This window comes from Telmatobacter sp. DSM 110680, assembly GCF_039994875.1.
In the GTDB taxonomy this organism is placed as follows: domain Bacteria; phylum Acidobacteriota; class Terriglobia; order Terriglobales; family Acidobacteriaceae; genus Telmatobacter.
In genome coordinates this window covers 4,737,483-4,754,877 of record NZ_CP121196.1, presented here as the reverse complement: position 1 = coordinate 4,754,877, position 17,395 = coordinate 4,737,483, and the positions used below count along the sequence as shown (strand labels likewise).

Here is a 17,395-nt window from a genome sequence, read left to right as displayed (position 1 = left end):
AAATGCCTATTTACTCGATGACCGGATTTGCGCGCACACAGGTGCGGGTACACGATCAGTTGGCATACACGCTCAGTGTCAAAAGCGTGAATCATCGTTTTCTCGATATTCAGTTGCGCCTGCCCGCGGGACTCGACGCCCTTGAGATGGAGTTACGCCGTGTGCTGAAGGAAAGTCTGCTGCGCGGTCACGTGGAACTCACGCTTTCAGTCGATCGCTCGACACAGCAAAAATCGGGGTATAACCGCGAAATGGTTGCGGGCTATCTGGATGCATTCAAGCAGGCGTCGAAGGAATTCCGGCTTAAAGGCGAACCCGATCTGAATGTTGCTCTCCGCATGCCGGGGGCGCTGCAGTCGGAAGTTCGCAGCAATACCGAAGAGGATGTCTCCACGCTGACAGAGAGCGCCATGCGGGAGATTGGCCCGCTGCTCGAAGAGCTCAAGATTATGCGCGCTCGCGAGGGCGAGTCGCTTGAGGCTATACTGCGCGCCTGTCTCACGCGTCTGGCTGAATCTGTGGAGGGCGTGGCATCACTGCGGCCTGAGGTGGAACAGCGCTATCAGGAACGCCTGACGCAACGTCTGATTGCCGCGACCGGAAACGAATTCAATCGCCAGCGCCTGCTTGAGGAAGTTGCGGTACTCGTGGACCATAGCGACATCTCTGAAGAGTTGGAGCGCATGCACACCCACATCGGTCACTTTCGCGAGCTGCTGACCGCTGGCGGCGAGGTTGGTAAGAAGTTGGATTTCCTTCTGCAGGAGATGAATCGCGAGGCGAACACGCTGCTATCAAAGACCGGCGGCGTGGGCGGTAAAGGTACGCGCATCACTGAACTTGGTCTGGCCATGAAGGCTGATATTGAAAAAGCCCGTGAGCAGGTGCAGAACGCGGAATAGCAGTCACAGAAATATAAGTCGATAGAAGAACGAAAGGGACCATCGCACGTGGCAGGAATTCTTTTTATCATCTCGGCGCCATCGGGCTCAGGCAAGAGCACGCTCGTCAGTGAACTTCGCAAGCAGGTCAGCGGAGTCGACTTTTCTATTTCATGGACAACGCGGCCACCGCGTGGATCTGAGGAGCATGGGCGCGAGTACTATTTCACCAGCCGCGAAGAATTTGAGCGCATGATCGCGGAGGGTAAGTTCCTCGAGCATGCCGAGGTTTTTGGAAACTATTACGGCACCGCGCGCCATTCGCTTGACGACGCCAGACGACAGGGACACGACCTGCTGCTCGACATCGATGTACAGGGAGCCGCGCAAGTTCGCAGTACGATGCCCGAGGCCGTCAGCATCTTTGTACTGCCGCCCACGCCCAAGGTCCTGCGCACCCGTCTGCGCAATCGCAGTCGCGCGGAAGGTGTTGTAAACGAAGCAGAACTGTACCGGCGGCTGAGCGAGGCCAGCAAGGAAATTGAGAATTATCGTGATTACAGCTATATTCTCATCAACGACATCCTTGACCGGGCGGTTGCGCAGCTTGAAGCCATTGTTTTGGCGGAGCGATACTATCGCAATGCCGAACCGATTGCTTACCGTTCGAGCAGGGTGTTGGAGGTCGCCGCGGCCTGTCGCCAGTCGAACTCGCGGGAGCGGCTCAAACCTGTGCTGGAAGCCTTCGGGATTGAAGGCGGTTCAGGACAGCAACAACTTCCCTTTGGAGAGGATCCCGATGACGATTGAAACTAGCTTCGATTCGAACTACCGCAAGGTACTTGTGGCAGCACGTCGTGCACGTCAGATCCAAAGCGGTTCAGCCGCCCTCGTTCACACTCATTCGACCAAGGCATGCCGCATTGCGCAAGACGAAATCGAAGCCGGCAAAATCTCTTATGTCAAGAAGGAACAGCCGGTCGTAAAGCCGCTCGTGGCCGAAACCGGAATTCCAATCCTGTAGCACTGCCAACAGTCCCGCGGGCAAAACTGATTCGGCTGAGAGCACAATGTTGTGTGCGTTCTGCAGACGCGTGCAGCATTGGTCTGCTTGTCTAAACTTCATCCTGAAAAATCTCTTCAATCGCTGTTTCGAATAACTTCGCAAGTTTGAAAGCTAGAGGAAGACTCGGATCGTACTTGCCCGTCTCGATGGCATTCACTGACTGCCGCGAGACCTCGAGCCGGTCCGCAAGATCGGCCTGCGACCACCCGTGCTGCGCGCGCAGAACTCTTAGCTGGTTTTTCATCTGTACCTCGACTTCAGCGCCCCGGCGCAGATAGCTACCAGAAACCAGAACAGGGGAAAGACAAGGTAAAGCTGGAAGTGGGGAACCGCCACAACGAAGAGCTCCAGAAATCCCCATACCGACGTAACTGCAAGCGTCCCTCCAATAGCCCAGAGCATCGCCTGAACGAGCAGATGACGCTGGAACTCATCCTTTTCCTCGTCGAGATAGCGGCCGACGATTATCAGGCTCACCACGATCGGAAGTGATGGAAGCGTGGCAAGCAAGTAGGCCGCTGCACCGGTTGGATGGTAAAGCCGAAACGCAAATCCGGCTCCCAGGATGAACACTACGTAGAACGCCATTGCGGTTAGAAAACGGTAGTTGTAGCGGCGGACCGCCTCGTTTTTTGCGGAACAGATCATGGTTGGTGTCCTTTACTTAATGACAATGAAGCTTGACATATTTCTAAGTGTTTGTCAGGTGTGCTTGTCATTTTTTCTCTCTGCGGCCGCCAAAACTGCGGCTGAAGATCGGTATTAGGTCCTGATAGTTGTCCACTGTTGACTGGCATACAATCGAGCCATGCGAGTAACAGTCGGCGTTTCCGGTGGCATTGCGGCCTACAAAGCGGCGGAACTGGTGCGTGCCCTGCAGCGCCGTGGCATGGAAGTCCACGTAGTGATGACCGAGGCCGCCACTCGCTTCGTGCAGCCCCTGACATTTGCCGCTCTCACCGGCCACAAAGTAATTTCGAGCCTCTGGGACGAATCCGACCTTAACGAAAGTACCTACGAGTCTTCGATTGAGCACATCGGCGAAGCCCAATGGACTGAAGCGCTCGTCGTCGCGCCGGCCACGGCGGACATTCTCGCCAAGTTTGCGCAGGGCATGGCCAACGATTTTCTGACGACCATGTACTTGGCGACTCCCGCCCACGTGCTTGTTGCGCCGGCAATGAATGTGCACATGTGGCAGCATCCGGCGGTGCAGGCCAACCTCGACATCCTCCGCCAGCGCGGCGTGCGCGTCATCGAACCCGGAACCGGCGACCTGGCCTGCGGCATGGTCGGTGCGGGACGGATGGCCGAGCCTGAAGCTATCGCCGACGTTGTCTTCCATTCCATGGGGCGCCGCAACGACATGGCGGGCGAGACCGTTCTCGTTACCGCGGGAGGCACACGCGAAGCGCTCGATCCGGTCCGGTATATCGGCAACCGCTCCAGCGGCAAGATGGGCTATGCGCTTGCCGATGCTGCACAGAGCCGCGGAGCCAAAGTCATTCTCATCAGCGGCCCTTCGGCGCTCCATCCTCCGGCCCGCTGTGAAGTTGTACGTGTGACGACTGCAGCGGAGATGCGCAAGGCGGTGCTGGAACACATGGTCGAAGCCACCATGATCATCAAGGCAGCTGCCGTCGCAGATTATCGCCCTGTAAGCGTTTCCGAGCAAAAGCTCAAGCGCTCCGGACCCATGGTGCTGGAGCTTGCGCCTACTGAAGACATCCTGGCCGAAGTCACCAAGAATCGCCGCCCGGGCCAATTGATTATCGGCTTCGCTGCCGAGACTCAAAATACTATGGAGAATGGCCGCGCCAAGCTTCTGCGTAAAGGCGCTGACGCCATTGTGGTGAATGATGTCTCCGGCGAAGGCGTCGGCATTGATTCCGAGCGTAATGCGGCAACATTCCTTACGCCTTCAACCTCCATCGAGCTTCCGGAGATGACCAAGCGCAAACTTGCCGATCGCATCCTCGACGAGATTTCTGCGCTGCGTCGTCCCCGCCCGCTGGTTTTTGAAGTTGACGAACACTCGCCGCAGGATAAGGTTCTCAGCGAGTCCGTTGCGCCTCTAACCTCACGCCGCCAGATCATTGTGGAGTAGCTTCAATTGCCTGCGCTCGACCCTGCAACCCGTGAAGAGCTTGAGGCGCGCCTGCGCTTCTATCGCGAACTCGGGCTCACCGATTTTTATCGCCGTCCCGTCGGGTTGGCGCGAACAGCCGACTCAGCGATGGACGCCCCCGTAGCATCCAGCACAGAAACCCTGGGTGCCCCCTCCATTCCGAAGGAACGGGTGGGCGAACAACAAATCAATTCCGCCACTCTTGAGGAGACCACTCTCATTCCGCCACGCAAGCCATTTCAACCCGCACCGCCCATTGGCACTGAAGTCGCCTCACACGATCGCGCTTCGGCGCTTCAACTCATTCGCGAAGACCTCGGCGACTGTACTCGCTGCGCATTACACAAGGGCCGTAACAAGATTGTCTTCGCCGACGGTGACGCTAATGCACGCCTGATGTTTGTGGGCGAAGGACCGGGCGCCGATGAAGATGCGCAGGGCCTGCCTTTTGTAGGGCGCGCCGGCCAGTTGCTCAACAACATGATTGCTGCGATGGGCCTGAAGCGCGAAGAGGTCTACATTGCTAACGTGGTCAAGTGCCGCCCGCCACAGAACCGCACCCCCGAGCCCGAAGAGGCAAATACCTGCTCGCCGTTTCTGTTTCGCCAGATCGATGTGGTGCGTCCGGAAGTGATCGTCGCGCTTGGTGCGACCGCGGCTACTTATCTGCTTGGTCAGCGTCAGCCTCTTGCCGGACTTCGCGGCCGCACACACGCCTTTCGCGGCAGCAAGCTGATCGTGACTTACCATCCCGCATTCCTGCTCCGCGATCCTCGTCAGAAAAAGGAAGCCTGGGCCGATCTGCAGATTGCCATGCGCGAACTGGGACTTAAGCCTGTTGCAAAAACGGTATCGTAGAGCTTGCTGCCCAATCGGTAGTTTTGTCTCCCGCGTGACATCAGATGCCGGGCAGGCGAATCCTCAAGCGTTATACTCGGGTTCGCCATGCTGAGCAGATTCTTTCGTGTCCCCTCTTGTTTTCTCCTCTTCGGATTCGCCTCTCTTCTTCTCGCCCAGTCACGATTTGTACACACCTCGGGCAGTGAATTGGTAGACGGGTCCGGCAAGCCCCTTATGCTACGCGGTACGAATCTCGGCAACTGGTTTGAACCCGAAGGCTACATGTTTCACCTGGGGGACAGTGCCCAGTCTCCACGTGAGATCGAACAACTCAGCTATGAACTGATCGGCCGGGCCAAGGCTGATGCATTCTGGAGAGATTGGCGCGAGAACTACATCACCGAGGCCGACATCGACCGCATCAAGGCCATGGGATTTAATTCCGTGCGCGTGCCCATCCATTGGAAGTTCTTCGACGCGGACAACGCCGAAGGCTTTCGCCTGATGGACCGGCTTGTGCAATGGGCGCGCAAGGATCACATTTACATCATCATCGATCTGCACTGCGCCCCCGGTGGCCAGACCGGCACCAACATCGACGACAGCGATGGGTATCCGTGGCTCTATCTAAGCCCACAAGCGCAGAAGCACACCATCGAGACCTGGCATCGCATCGCGGCCCATTACAGCAGGGAACCGATCGTCCTTGGGTACGATCTGCTCAATGAACCGATTCCACACTTCCCGCAATTGAGTCGCTTCAATGGCGATCTTGAACCGCTCTATCGCAGGATTTCCGCAGCCGTTCGCGAGGTCGATCGGAACCATGTGCTCATCCTCGGCGGAGCGCAATGGGACAGCAACTTCAAAGTATTCGGCAAACCATTCGACTCGAACGTGATGTACACCTTCCACAAATACTGGACTGCCACCGACGCCAGCGTCATCAAGGAATATATTGAATTCCGCGACAAGTACAAGGTGCCGATCTGGCTTGGGGAATCGGGCGAGAACAAGGACGAGTGGGTCGCTGCGTTCACTAAGACACTTGAAGAAAATCACATCGGCTGGTGCTTCTGGCCCTATAAGAAGATGGACGCTACTTCGAGCGAAGTCACATTCGATCGCCCGCTGCACTGGGACGCGATCATCGCTCTCAGCAAGATGCCCGGTGGAACCGGCAGTGCCGAAAAGCGAATCGCGGCACGACCCTCACCTGAGGATGCCCAGGCGGCTTTCGATGATTTGTCGAGCAAGATCCGCTACAGCAGCGAAAGAGTAAATACGGGATATGTGCGAGCCCTCGGGCTGACTGCGCCGGGCCAGTAGTCTTTGGCGCATCAAGGCTGCCGATTCGGTCTAAGTTACAGCGCGTACATAACCAGGTAGAGATCCAACGCGAAGCCGGCGACGATTGAAGCGGGAATAATCAGCCACCATTTCCGACCGCTGGTAGAAGCCAGTGCGCCTAGCAGGCAAGCCAAAACCGCGCACGCAACGCTGATGGGCGCACGCCACTCGCGATAGGGCGGTATGAATATGCTGGCAAAGAGAACAGCGCCAATGATTCCAATCTTTGTAGATCTCTTCATGTGACACCTCCTGCAGCCCGCGTTCACGATCACTTCACTCTTTGGCGCAATTGGGGAACTCGTTCAAGCGATCCAAGCTGCGCCTAAGATTACCTGCGGCGAGATTTGTCTTTCGCCCTGGCCATGACAGCGAAGGGGGAGACTACTGTGACCAGAACGAGAGCTAAAACCATCACGAAACCGAACATGATTTTCTCGCTTTCTTCGGATTCAGCGTGAGACAGCACAAGGATTGCGCTCTCGCAGGAGGATCGCCATCACCCGCAGGCGGTTGGTAATACCCGAAAGGTGGAAGGGGCGGGGAAATCCAAGCCGGCCAAGCCGGTGAAGTGAAAGCGATTTCAAGCTGATTTTGTCGTTGATCTGATGACAAATCTGGGTTAAATTTCCAGAATTCCCCTACTTCCCCAGCCTTAAGGGCGGAGGTCGGATCAATTTTGAGCGGGTCCCTTCACAAAGCGATGGAGGTCCGGCTATGTATCGACTTGGCAGATTCCTGCAAGTGTTGTTCTTCGTGACCTTGGTTCTTATCGAAACACCCCTCATGGCGGCCCGTGCGCCTGACACGCGCGACGCGAGTGCTTCCGAGGTATTCGGACTCAGAACGGCGCCGCTTTCCCCGCAGGCGCAGGAAGATCTGAATGAACTCGAAGACGCGCTGAAGGATGCACGCAAACGGGGAGACGCTCAGGGTGAAGCCCACGCTTTTCGCGCGATTGGATTGCTGAATTATTCAAACGAACGATTCGAGGATGCGCTTGAGGCATTCTCAAACTCGCTCGCGCTCTATCGCCAGTTGAATGCGGAGGTTCTTACGGCAACGGAACTCTGCGAGATGGCTTCCGCATATACCGCCTTGAGCATGGATCAAAAAGCGCTGGACGCTTATAAGCAGGCACTTCCGATGTGGCACCGTTTGGATCGGGGCAGGGAAGCTGCGACTCTAGGCAAGATTGCCGAGATTTTCCGCAGGTTGCGCGACGGCGCAGAAGCACTTCGGTTCGATCAGGCAGCATTGGAGGGATATACGCTGGTCAGCGATCGAGGCGGCCAGGCGACCGTGTTGAATAACATCGGACTCGCCTACTTCGCAGCGGGCAATAAGCGCAAAGCCGTTGACTATTTTCAAAAGGCGCGAAGCGCTTATCACGATCTGTCAAACCTTGCTGGAGAAGCAACTGCGCTCAATAATATTGCGGTGGTTTACACCGCGTCGGGAGACAACATCGAGGCACTGGCGTCGTTTGAGCGGGAACTTGATTTGACTCGCAAAAGCAAGGATCGAACGGTGGAGGCTATGACTCTGAACAGCATCGCCGTTACGTACTCTCGCATGGGCGAGTCACTCGCGGCGCATAAGTTCTATGGTCAGGCCGCCTCTATTTATCACGAATTGGGTGATAGGCAGGCAGAGTCGCGCGAGCTAACCGCGTTGAGTCTCGCAATTGCCGATGCAAAGAGACGGGGTCATAAAAATACAAATACAGATGAAGTATTGAATGCATGTCCGGAGGCACTGCCAATCGTTCACTGACGCTAGCGCAGTCCCGAGGGAACCTGCTTTCGAGCGAACGCAGCGCATCGGCTGTATCTTCCAGCGAGAATATAATCCTCGCCACAGTCAAATTCTTTTTCAAACCTCGTGAATTCCTACAATATCTGCGGATCTCATCCGTCTAGCCCAGTAGATGGGTAGGCCATCGAGTCATGATCGCGATGATCGAGCAAGACCGGCAAATCGCGGACGTCATCGCCAAAGAGCGACCTCGGCTACGCAGCTTCATTCGCCGCCGGGTAGCGAACGATGCTGACGCGGACGACCTTCTGCAAGATGTTTTTGCCGAGTTGGTGGAAGCGTCTCGTCTTATGATGCCGATCGAATTCGTCACAGGCTGGCTCTTCCGCGTGGCGCGTAACCGTATTACGGACATGTTCCGCAAGAAGCGTCCGGAAGCCTTCAGCGACGCGCTGCAGGAAGACGAGGACGGCGTTCTGCTCGATGTGGAAGACCTGCTGCCTTCGCCCGAGGCTGGTCCTGAGGCGCAGTATTTTCGCGGTCTCCTGCTCGATGAGCTGCAGCACGCTCTGGCTGAATTGCCCGCTGAGCAGAGAGATGTCTTTGTCGCTCATGAATTGGAAGGCCGCAGCTTCAAAGAACTTGCGGCTGAGAGCGAAGTAAGCGTGAACACGCTGCTCTCACGCAAACGATATGCAGTTCTGCACCTGCGCAAGCGATTGCAGAACCTTCACGACGAGTTTATGGAGAAATGAGGAACGCTATGAAAAAGCTTTGGATAGCATTGATCGCTCCGCCGGCCATCGTGTTATTTGTGTGGCTCTTTGGCGAGCTGGTGATGCATCTGTGGAACTGGCTTCTTCCGCCACTTTTCGGATGGCATCTGATCAGCTTCTGGCAGGCTCTCGGTTTACTCCTGCTCAGCCGCATTTTGTTCGGCAGCTGGGGTTCAGGCGGAGGCAATCGCGGACCGCGCGGACGCAGGGCAAGGTGGGACAAGATGACTCCGGAGGAACGCGAGAAGCTTCGCCAAAGCTGGAGTGCGCGCTGTGGCGGTTTCGCCGCAAACCCCAGCGAGAGCAAAGAGCCTGCCTGATTGACCTGATTACTTATTACCCGTTGTTTCTCCCCAGGAAATTCTGGGCAGGATCCCGGTGAGGTAAGTTTGGCGCGTCAAAATCTCGAGCCGTTTCCGTCAGTGGTGTGCATAGGAGACGCTCGAGATTTGTGACAAATCCCGCCTCTGTAAAGCGGGGAACATTGTCGTCCTCCTGAGCGTATATTCATTGCAATTCCCCAGATGAAGGTCACGAGAGGGTATGCGATGCGTACGTTGCGTCAGGATGTTCTTTATGCGTTGCGGCAGATGCGCTTGTCGCCTGTATTCACGCTGACAGCGATGCTTACCCTCGCGCTTGGAATTGGCGCGACAACCGCGATCTTCTCTCTGATTGACAGCGTGATGATGAAGTCACTGCCGGTGGCCGATCCAGGACGGCTCTACCGAGTGGGTGCAGGAATGAATTGCTGCGGGCAGATCGGTCCACAGAAAGAATGGGGACTGTTTCCCTATACGCTGTACCAGCGAATCGCGGCCGCGGCACCGGAATTTGAGCAGACCGCAGCATTTGAGTCCTGGTTTTCCAGCTTCAGTGTGCGTCGCGCCGAGAGCAAAGAGCCAGCAAAGCCACTGCGCAGCGAGTACGTTTCCGGAAATTATTTCGCGACATTCGGAGTGAATGCATACGCGGGACGTACGTTGCTTCAGTCCGACGATCAGCCCTCTGCGGCACCTGCAGCAATGCTGAGTCATCGCGTGTGGCAGCAGGAGTATGGGTCGGACCCGAAGGTGGTCGGCTCTGCCTTTCTGATCGATGGTCACCCCTTCACGATCGTTGGCATCACGCCGCCGGGATTCTTTGGCGAGACGCTCCGCAGCGATCCTCCGGAGATATTTGTGCCACTGCAGCAGGAGCCCATGCTTGCAGGTCAGAACACTACGTTGAAAACGCCATTGGCATGGCTGCGGATCATTGGGCGGCTTAAGCCGGATGCGAAGACGGATGGCATGGCGGCGCGGTTTACGACGATCACCCGTGACTGGCTGCTGAGCGAACTCGGAGCGGAGTATCCGCAATATCTCGATCAGCTGAAAAAAGTGCTACCAACCGAGATCGTGAACATTGTGCCTGCCGGCGGAGGAGTTGCAGAGATGAAGGCCGGCTACCAGAGCAGCCTGCGCATTCTCATGGTGGTCTGCGGACAGGTGCTGCTGATTGCATGCGCGAATCTTGCAAACCTGTTCCTGGCTCGAGGTTCAGCTCGTGGTACACAAGCGGCGGTTCGCCTGGCAATGGGCGCGACAAAGACGCGGTTGGTGCGGCAGTCGCTCACGGAGAGCCTGGTGCTCGCGGTGCTTGGCGGCGCAGCGGGAATCTTCATTGCGTTTGCAGGCGTCAAGCTGATTGTCGCGCTCGCATTTCACTCGGCGCATTTCGTACCAATCGATGCCAAGCCATCGCTCGCGGTGCTGGGGTTTGCATTCGGTATGGCGTTGGTGACGGGGCTGCTGTTTGGCACCGCGCCAGCATGGTTTGCGTCGCGGACCAACCCAGCATTGGTTTTGCATGGTGCCGGTCGCAGCACCCGCGACGGACGCGCATTACCCCAGAAGGCGCTGGTTGTGGTGCAGGCTACTCTGTCTGTTGTGCTGCTGACGGGCGCGGGACTTCTCACGCGCAGCCTCATGAAGATGGAGCACCAGAACTTCGGATTCGAAACCGACCACCGCGTCAGCCTGCGCGTCAATGCTCCCTTCTCTTCCTATTCCCCTGAAAAACTTGACGCGACCTATCGTGCGCTGCGCCAGCGGCTGGAGCAGATTCCGGGCGTCCAGCACGTCGCCATGGGCATGTATTCGCCATTCACAAATAACTGGGACGCGATGATTGCGCGCCAGGGACAAGGCAAAGTCGATGTCAATGGAGATAATGCATCGTCCTGGGATCGCGTCAGTGCGGGCTACCTTGAAACCATGGGTCAGCGCATTCTGCGCGGGCGCAGTATCACGGAGCAGGACACAGCCTCAACACCGAATGTCGCCGTGGTGGACGAAGCTTTCGTGAAGAAGTTTTTTAAGCCGGGAGAAGAGCCGTTAGGCACCCATTTCGGCATGAACGATGAGCAGTACAGCGGGATGTATGAGATTGTGGGCGTGGTTCGCACGGCGAACTATACCGATCCGAGCGGCCACTGGAGAATGCCATTGCTCTTTGTGCCGCTTGCCCAGCGCGGCCATTACAACACGGCAATGTCGCAGATGATCGAAGACCGGTCGCACCTCATCGAATCCGTGGTACTCGAGTTGCATGGCAGTATGCAGGGCCTGGAGCCGCAGGTGCGTCGTGCGTTTGCGGAGGTGGATTCGAACCTGACGCTGATTAGTATGCGCACCATGGAGCAACAGGTAGCGGATCGAATGGAGCAGGAACGCTCCGTTTCGCAATTGACCGGACTGTTCGGCATCCTTGCGCTAGTGCTAGCAGCGGTGGGCCTCTACGGCGTCACAGCCTACGGTGTGGAGCGTCGCACAGGCGAAATCGGTGTTCGTATTGCGCTCGGCGCAAATCGCGCGCAGGTGGTTGCCATGGTTCTCCGCGGAGCCTTCGTGCAGATTCTTATTGGCCTGCTCATCGGGATTCCGGTATCCATCGGATGCGCGCGCCTCATCGCGTCGCAGTTGTACGAAGTGAAGGGTTGGGACCCGATGGCTTTGGGTGGCTCCATTGCTGCCCTGGCACTTTGCGCTCTGGTAGCAAGCCTTGTTCCGGCGCGACGTGCAGCGGCTATCAATCCGGTTCGAGCTCTGCGGGTGGAATAATACGCCGACATTCTCTGATTGTGCTGTCGGCAAGGAATCAGCTACCTTTCCAAGAAGCAGTTGAGCGCGCGGGGAGGCTCTTCCCCAGCTATGCGCCCGTGTGCCGCTGATTCCAATATTCACGGTGATATGGATGAAAATCGGATTGCGACTTGCGCGGCCGGTGCGGCTGGCGCTGCTACTTTTCTGTGTAACTTCGCTAGCCCAAACAGGCAGCACGCCTGCAACTACCGATCAAGCGCGCGGTGAGCAATGGTGGGCGCACGTGCGCGTACTGGCCGACCCGTCTATGAAGGGTCGCCTCACCGGCAGCGAAGAATATCTGAAAGCCGCAGCCTACGTCGTGGATCAATTCAAACAGTGGGGATTGAAACCCGCAGGCTCCCACGGAACCTGGTACCAGCCAGTGCGCTTTGATGTGGAGCGGGTCATCGCATCGAAGTCATCGCTGGCGCTGGTCTCCGACGGAAGAGCAACGCCGCTCACGATCGGCGAAGACGCGATCCTCGGTACTCGCCTGCAACAACCCGCAACCCTCGACGCTCCGCTGGTGTTCATCGGATACGGTTTGAATCTGCCTGAGTCGGGATATGACGACTTCAACTCGAAGGATTTGCCACGTTCCACGCTAAAAGGCAAGATCGTATTGGTGGTCAATGGTGGCCCTGCCGATTTGCCGGGACCGCTCAAGTCCTACGCGCGCACCGCGCCCATGATTCGCGCTATCCGGGCGGCTGGCGCGGTTGGGCTCATCTCCATCCCTACTCCCAAATCGATGGACTTTGGCTGGCAGCGCATTGCGTCGAGCGCATCGCAGCCGGGGATGAGGCTGTCGGCGATGGTTGGCGATGAGGCAGCGGCCCATCATCATCCTGCCCTGGCCGACGATCATGGCGAATTGTTCTCCGCTACGTTCAATCCGGCGCAGGCAGAGAAGCTCTTTGAAGGCAGCGGCCACACTTTCGCAGAGATTCTAGCCTTGGCCGATTCGCAGAAACCACTTCCACGGTTTGAATTGACGAAGAGCTTACAAGCTGAGGTCGTTACTGAGAATACGCACGTTGAGTCGCCGAACATCGCGGCTGTCCTCGAGGGTTCAGACCCTACGCTCAAATCGCAGTACGTCGTCGTCTCGGCTCATCTCGATCATCTCGGAGTCGGCGAGCCCATCCATGGAAAGACGATATATGCGGGCGCGATGGACGATGCTTCGGGCGTGGCGACGGTCCTCGAAACAGCGCATGCGCTCACTCAGGGCCCTCGCACCAAGCGGTCAGTCCTGTTCCTCGTGTTCACTGCGGAAGAGAAAGGGCTGCTCGGTTCGCGGTACTTTGCTGGACACCCGACCGTGCCTGAGGGCAGCGTCATCGCCGATCTTAATCTCGATATGTTCATGCCCATCTTCGCGCTGAAGAAACTGCACGTGCAGGGGCTGGAGCAGTCGACCCTTGGCGATGCGGCTCGATCCGTAGGTGCGGCTCACAACATTGAGATCGCCGGTGATCCTGAGCCGGACCGTAACTCCTTCGTGCGTACGGATCAGTACAGCTTTGTGCAGGCAGGCGTCCCTGCACTGGCCATGAAGTTTGGATGGACCGCTGGTTCGCCAGAGTATAAAGCGTGGCGCGCATGGCTCGCGGAGCGCTATCACTCCACCGACGATGATTTGAATCAGCCCGTGGACCTGGCCGCTGCCGCCCAGTTCAATGCATTCTATGCAGACCTGGCGCGTGCAGTCGCGAATGATGCGCAGAAGCCTCATTATTTGCAGACAAGCTTCTTCCGGCGATTTGAAGCTGTGGAGTAACGTGTCGGCGGCATCTGCCCCACGGACAACATACTCTCGTGGGGCTGCCGGATCCAGGCGACGGATACGCAGACGAGTTGACTTTTTACTGACCCCGCAACGCCTGCATGGGATCGATTGCCGCTGCGCGGAATGCAGATGGAGTCGATGCGACCACTGCCAGCACCAGCACGCCAATCGCGGCGAATGTAAGCACCAACGGATCAAACGGACTTACGCCAAACAGCAGCGACTTCAAAAGATTTGAAGCTGCCGCCGCTCCCGCCAATCCAATCGCGCATCCGATCAACGCGAGTTTCGCGCCGGACTCGATCACCAGCCGCACGATCGAAGAGCGCTGCGAACCAAGCGTCATGCGAATCGCCATCTCCTGCACCCGCGACGCTACGGAGAATGCAATCACGCTGTAGATGCCCAGCACTGCCAGCAGCACAGCCGCAAAAGCGAAGCTTGAGATGAGAACTGTATTGAAGCGGCGCGATGCCTCTGACTCTGCAACCACCTGCTCCATGGTCTGCACTTGCGTCAACGGCAGCAGGGGATCAAGCGAGCGAACCGTGGTGCGCAGTGCATTCTCCATCTGCTCCGGCGGCAGTGCCGAGCGAAGCACGATGTATCCGCCTTGTCCGTTCAGGTCGGTTGGTTGCCCAAGCGGGCCGACGACTTCCTCGGCCTGGTCGACGGAAATGTAATACTGCTCGGTTGCGGGGTTATCGGGTGAAAGCAATTGTGTGTTCGAAACCTCGCCCACCACGGTGAGCCACGGCGTCGGCATCTGCTGTGTGCCAATGCGAATGCGCTTGCCGGTGGGATCCTGATTGGGCCAGAAATGCTGCGCAAACTGCTGATTCACGATTACCACTAGTTGCGTACCCGCATGGTCTGCTTCCGTAAAGAACCGCCCGTGCAGCAGTCGAATGCCCATGGCCGGGAAAAAGTTGCCGGTAACCTGCGAGACGGTGGCCAGGTTCATGTTCGCGCCTGGGGGAGGTTCGTAACCGTCGACGACAAAGGTCTGATTATTGTTCGCGCCTTGCGACGGCAGCATGCTGGTCAGTCCGACCGACTGCACTCCGGGAAGCTGATTGAGTTTCTGCATCAGGTCGCGATTGAAGGTGTCGATCTGCGACTGCTTTGAGTATTGCTGCTGCGGCAGAGAGTAAGCTGCGGTGGTTACATGCTGAGGACTAAAGCCCAGGTCAACGGCGCGCATCTTGTCGAAGCTGCGCAACAGCAGGCCGGAAGCCGTGAGAAGTACCAGGGCAATCGCGATCTCCGCAACCACCAGCGAAGACCGAAGACGAGCATGACCGCCACCCGCGCTTCCCGTGCGTCCGCCTTCCTTCAGGTTGCTGTTCACATTGGTGCGGATCGCTGCGAACGCCGGAGCAAGTGCGCATACCAGTCCCGTGACCACGGCAAGTCCCAAAGCAAAGGCGATCACTTGCCAGCTCAATGAAATCTCGTTCACACGCGGCAAGCTTTCCGGCAACATGCTCTTGCCTACACGCAAAGCGACGGCTGCAAGAATCAATCCGAGAACACCCCCGCTCACGCTGAGCACCAGGCTCTCGAGAATAGCTTGCCGGATCAGCGCCGAAGCTCTCGCTCCCAACGCCAGCCGAACTGCAACTTCACGCTGCCTCCGAATCGCACGCACGAGCATCAACCCCGCCAGGTTGAAGCAGGCGATCAACAGCACTACGGCCACGGCGAGAAACAGTGTGCGGAGCAGCGAACGGGACTGCTGCACGGTATCGCTTTGGAGCGGACGCACGAGGGCGTTGATATGCAGATTGGCCATCATCGCGGGATATCCGCGCATGATGTCCTGCGCCACGCGCTCTGCATCGCTTTGCGCTTGCGTTGGCGAGATGCCGGGTTTCAACCGGCCGACCATCTGGTAACTCCAGTTTGCTGACGCTGTGGGCACAAGCTCATCGGGTCTGAAACTCATGGGAACCCACAATTCGGCGCGATTGAGCTGTCCTGGAATGAGCGGGAATTCGAACCCGCGCGGCATAACGCCGATCACGATGTAAGGTTTGCGATCAAGCAGGACCTTTGTTCCGACAATTTGCGGGTCGGCATGGAACCGGCTGTGCCAAGTGGCATAGCTCAGCACTGTGACTTGCTGATGATGCTCATCTTCGTCGGCAGTGAAAACGCGACCAAGCTGTGGTGCCACACCGAGGGCGGAAAACACACCCGCAGTAAGACGCGAGGCATTCACCTGTGCCGGATCGCCAGTTCCGGAGAGTTCGAAGCCTGCGCCCTGGTAACCCCCAAGCGCGGTAAAGGACCGCGTGTCGCGCGTGTACGCCTTGATGTCGGGGACCGTCACGCCAACTTCGTCACCGCCTCCTCCAACCTTGACTCCCTCCAAATGATCTGACAGCACTACCAGTCGATCGGAATCCGGAAAGGGAAGCGGCCGCAGCAGTACGCCCTCGACGATGGAGAAGATCGCCGTGGTCGCTCCTATGCCGAACGCCAGCATTAGAACCGCGGTGATGGCGAAGCCCAGCGACTTGCTCAGTTGGCGCAGCGCAAATTTTAGATCAATAGCAAATTTCTGCATTAGTTTCTCCGAGATAGAGTCTTCACCAGAGACGAAGCATGCCCGCGGCCAAACCGCAGGTCGCTTAATTCGCGCTATTGCAGTAATTTAGGGGGCTTGAGTTCGTGCTGCGCGGCGGGTGAGCGTTCGCAAACGAATATTTGTGTCCGAAAATGAACGTCACTTTTCGCGCAAAGGCGGGATCTTGGTCTCCGTAAAGAAAAACCCACGGCCTGGAGCCGTGGGGCTTCATCAAGCACTATTTCCGATTCTCGATCTGGTGGATCAATCCCATTCCCGCCATAGCGCCACGCCGCCCAGGAGACCAGTTTCGTTCGAAACAATTTCAATGTTCTTGCCGGGCTTGAAATCAATCTTCTTCGTGTTGCCACCGCCAAGGTAAAGATGATCCCAGTTGAAAAGTTTGGCCGTCTGTTCAATCGCCAGCTGCAGCAATTTGTTCCAGCGCTTCTTGCCGTACTTGTCGAGGCCGCGGCGTCCAAGGTAGTCCTCATACTCGCGGTCTTTCAGCCAGGGATGATGCCCGAGCTCGAGCCCCGGGCACAGGCGGCCATCGGTGAACAGCGAAGAGCCCATCCCCGTGCCAAGCGTTATGGCTAGTTCAACGCCATCACCCTTGATGCATCCATATCCCTGAACGGCCGCATCGTTCGCGAGCCGCACCGGCTTCTTCCAGCGCGTTGCGAGTTCTTTTTCGAGTGGAAATCCGTACCATAGAGGATGAAGATTGGCGGCCGTATAAGTAACGCCTTTCTTGATCACGCCAGGAAATCCGACCGAGACCCGATCAAAATTGGGGAGTGCAGTATGCAGCTCTTCCAAGCCTTTGAGCACAGCCTTTGGCGTGGGAATTGCCGGCGTTACGACACGTGCGCGCTCGCTTACGGGATGGCCCTTGGAGTCGACGAGCATCGCCTTCAGGCCGGAACCGCCAATATCAATGCACATGGTGATCGGGTTTGAGGTTTTGGGCGAAGTGCTGCGGGGGGCTTTGGAGGGCTTGGCAGGTTGGGCGGTCATCAGCAGGAATTGTACTGAAGACGACTAACCATGAACAGTGCCCACTGAACATAAAACGGAACGCGTTCACGCTGCCAAATGATG

General features: G+C 57.3%; 16 protein-coding genes. 11 read left to right on the top strand and 5 right to left on the bottom strand.

Translation table 11 applies throughout. The features are described from left to right. The first annotated feature begins 2 nt into the window (after nt 1–2). Genes P8935_RS19620 through rpoZ form a run of 3 tightly spaced genes read left to right on the top strand, consistent with a single transcriptional unit; the run spans nt 3 to nt 1,905 of the window. On the top strand, nt 3–902 hold the full coding sequence (locus P8935_RS19620; protein WP_348262000.1) for a YicC/YloC family endoribonuclease: 900 nt from the start codon (nt 3–5) through the stop codon (nt 900–902). A gap of 48 nt (nt 903–950) precedes the next feature. Then, nucleotides 951–1,691 carry a guanylate kinase gene (gmk, locus tag P8935_RS19615; protein WP_348261999.1) on the top strand — a complete coding sequence of 247 codons (741 nt, stop codon included), beginning with the start codon at nt 951–953 and terminating at the stop codon, nt 1,689–1,691. Next, on the top strand, nt 1,681–1,905 hold the full coding sequence (gene rpoZ / locus P8935_RS19610; RefSeq protein ID WP_348261998.1) for a DNA-directed RNA polymerase subunit omega: 225 nt from the start codon (nt 1,681–1,683) through the stop codon (nt 1,903–1,905). Before gmk ends, rpoZ begins: the two co-directional genes overlap by 11 nt. A gap of 91 nt (nt 1,906–1,996) precedes the next feature. On the opposite strand, the gene P8935_RS19605 is transcribed toward rpoZ, so the two are convergent. Together P8935_RS19605 and P8935_RS19600 are read right to left on the bottom strand one after the other, a co-directional pair. Then, nucleotides 1,997–2,191 carry a helix-turn-helix transcriptional regulator gene (locus P8935_RS19605; RefSeq protein ID WP_348261997.1) on the bottom strand — a complete coding sequence of 65 codons (195 nt, stop codon included), beginning with the start codon at nt 2,189–2,191 and terminating at the stop codon, nt 1,997–1,999. After that, nucleotides 2,188–2,595, bottom strand: coding sequence for a hypothetical protein (locus P8935_RS19600; RefSeq protein ID WP_348261996.1), 408 nt, complete (start codon nt 2,593–2,595; stop codon nt 2,188–2,190). Before P8935_RS19600 ends, P8935_RS19605 begins: the two co-directional genes overlap by 4 nt. A gap of 160 nt (nt 2,596–2,755) precedes the next feature. Between P8935_RS19600 and coaBC the strand changes: the two genes are divergently transcribed. The 3 genes from coaBC to P8935_RS19585 all read left to right on the top strand — a co-directional run bounded on the left by coaBC (nt 2,756) and on the right by P8935_RS19585 (nt 6,244). After that, a complete protein-coding gene (gene coaBC, locus P8935_RS19595; protein WP_348261995.1) occupies nt 2,756–4,054 on the top strand; it encodes a bifunctional phosphopantothenoylcysteine decarboxylase/phosphopantothenate--cysteine ligase CoaBC in 1,299 nt (432 codons plus the stop codon). Nucleotides 4,055–4,060: 6 nt separating this feature from the next. Next, nucleotides 4,061–4,933 carry a uracil-DNA glycosylase gene (locus P8935_RS19590; RefSeq protein WP_348261994.1) on the top strand — a complete coding sequence of 291 codons (873 nt, stop codon included), beginning with the start codon at nt 4,061–4,063 and terminating at the stop codon, nt 4,931–4,933. Nucleotides 4,934–5,149: 216 nt separating this feature from the next. Further along, the gene (locus tag P8935_RS19585) at nt 5,150–6,244 is read left to right on the top strand and encodes a cellulase family glycosylhydrolase (protein ID WP_348261993.1); all 1,095 of its coding nucleotides are present in this window, start codon (nt 5,150–5,152) and stop codon (nt 6,242–6,244) included. Between the two features lie 35 nt (nt 6,245–6,279). On the opposite strand, the gene P8935_RS19580 is transcribed toward P8935_RS19585, so the two are convergent. Further along, nucleotides 6,280–6,507 carry a hypothetical protein gene (locus P8935_RS19580; RefSeq protein WP_348261992.1) on the bottom strand — a complete coding sequence of 76 codons (228 nt, stop codon included), beginning with the start codon at nt 6,505–6,507 and terminating at the stop codon, nt 6,280–6,282. Between the two features lie 475 nt (nt 6,508–6,982). On the opposite strand from P8935_RS19580, the gene P8935_RS19575 reads away from it, so the two are divergent. From P8935_RS19575 to P8935_RS19555, 5 genes are all read left to right on the top strand, one after another. After that, a complete protein-coding gene (locus P8935_RS19575) occupies nt 6,983–8,041 on the top strand; it encodes a tetratricopeptide repeat protein (protein WP_348261991.1) in 1,059 nt (352 codons plus the stop codon). 182 nt (nt 8,042–8,223) lie between these two features. Continuing rightward, on the top strand, nt 8,224–8,778 hold the full coding sequence (locus P8935_RS19570; protein WP_348261990.1) for an RNA polymerase sigma factor: 555 nt from the start codon (nt 8,224–8,226) through the stop codon (nt 8,776–8,778). Nucleotides 8,779–8,786: 8 nt separating this feature from the next. After that, on the top strand, nt 8,787–9,119 hold the full coding sequence (locus tag P8935_RS19565; protein WP_348261989.1) for a hypothetical protein: 333 nt from the start codon (nt 8,787–8,789) through the stop codon (nt 9,117–9,119). 228 nt (nt 9,120–9,347) lie between these two features. After that, a complete protein-coding gene (locus tag P8935_RS19560; RefSeq protein ID WP_348261988.1) occupies nt 9,348–11,903 on the top strand; it encodes an ABC transporter permease in 2,556 nt (851 codons plus the stop codon). A gap of 133 nt (nt 11,904–12,036) precedes the next feature. Continuing rightward, nucleotides 12,037–13,710 carry a M20/M25/M40 family metallo-hydrolase gene (locus P8935_RS19555; RefSeq protein ID WP_348261987.1) on the top strand — a complete coding sequence of 558 codons (1,674 nt, stop codon included), beginning with the start codon at nt 12,037–12,039 and terminating at the stop codon, nt 13,708–13,710. Nucleotides 13,711–13,795: 85 nt separating this feature from the next. Here the strand turns inward: P8935_RS19555 and P8935_RS19550 are convergent, their stop codons facing one another. Further along, a complete protein-coding gene (locus P8935_RS19550; RefSeq protein WP_348261986.1) occupies nt 13,796–16,291 on the bottom strand; it encodes an ABC transporter permease in 2,496 nt (831 codons plus the stop codon). Between the two features lie 264 nt (nt 16,292–16,555). Beyond that, nucleotides 16,556–17,311, bottom strand: coding sequence for an ROK family protein (locus P8935_RS19545; RefSeq protein ID WP_348261985.1), 756 nt, complete (start codon nt 17,309–17,311; stop codon nt 16,556–16,558). Between the last annotated feature and the right edge of the window lie 84 nt (nt 17,312–17,395).

What these genes read in the sequence shown, in the direction of transcription:
- P8935_RS19620 (WP_348262000.1), top strand. Translation starts at nt 3, where the DNA reads ATGCCTATTTACTCGATGACCGGATTTGCGCGCACACAGGTGCGGGTA.
- rpoZ (WP_348261998.1), top strand. Translation starts at nt 1,681, where the DNA reads ATGACGATTGAAACTAGCTTCGATTCGAACTACCGCAAGGTACTTGTG.
- P8935_RS19605 (WP_348261997.1), bottom strand. Translation starts at nt 2,191, where the DNA reads ATGAAAAACCAGCTAAGAGTTCTGCGCGCGCAGCACGGGTGGTCGCAG.
- P8935_RS19600 (WP_348261996.1), bottom strand. Translation starts at nt 2,595, where the DNA reads ATGATCTGTTCCGCAAAAAACGAGGCGGTCCGCCGCTACAACTACCGT.
- coaBC (WP_348261995.1), top strand. Translation starts at nt 2,756, where the DNA reads ATGCGAGTAACAGTCGGCGTTTCCGGTGGCATTGCGGCCTACAAAGCG.
- P8935_RS19585 (WP_348261993.1), top strand. Translation starts at nt 5,150, where the DNA reads ATGCTACGCGGTACGAATCTCGGCAACTGGTTTGAACCCGAAGGCTAC.
- P8935_RS19580 (WP_348261992.1), bottom strand. Translation starts at nt 6,507, where the DNA reads ATGAAGAGATCTACAAAGATTGGAATCATTGGCGCTGTTCTCTTTGCC.
- P8935_RS19575 (WP_348261991.1), top strand. Translation starts at nt 6,983, where the DNA reads ATGTATCGACTTGGCAGATTCCTGCAAGTGTTGTTCTTCGTGACCTTG.
- P8935_RS19570 (WP_348261990.1), top strand. Translation starts at nt 8,224, where the DNA reads ATGATCGAGCAAGACCGGCAAATCGCGGACGTCATCGCCAAAGAGCGA.
- P8935_RS19565 (WP_348261989.1), top strand. Translation starts at nt 8,787, where the DNA reads ATGAAAAAGCTTTGGATAGCATTGATCGCTCCGCCGGCCATCGTGTTA.
- P8935_RS19560 (WP_348261988.1), top strand. Translation starts at nt 9,348, where the DNA reads ATGCGTACGTTGCGTCAGGATGTTCTTTATGCGTTGCGGCAGATGCGC.
- P8935_RS19555 (WP_348261987.1), top strand. Translation starts at nt 12,037, where the DNA reads ATGAAAATCGGATTGCGACTTGCGCGGCCGGTGCGGCTGGCGCTGCTA.
- P8935_RS19550 (WP_348261986.1), bottom strand. Translation starts at nt 16,291, where the DNA reads ATGCAGAAATTTGCTATTGATCTAAAATTTGCGCTGCGCCAACTGAGC.
- P8935_RS19545 (WP_348261985.1), bottom strand. Translation starts at nt 17,311, where the DNA reads ATGACCGCCCAACCTGCCAAGCCCTCCAAAGCCCCCCGCAGCACTTCG.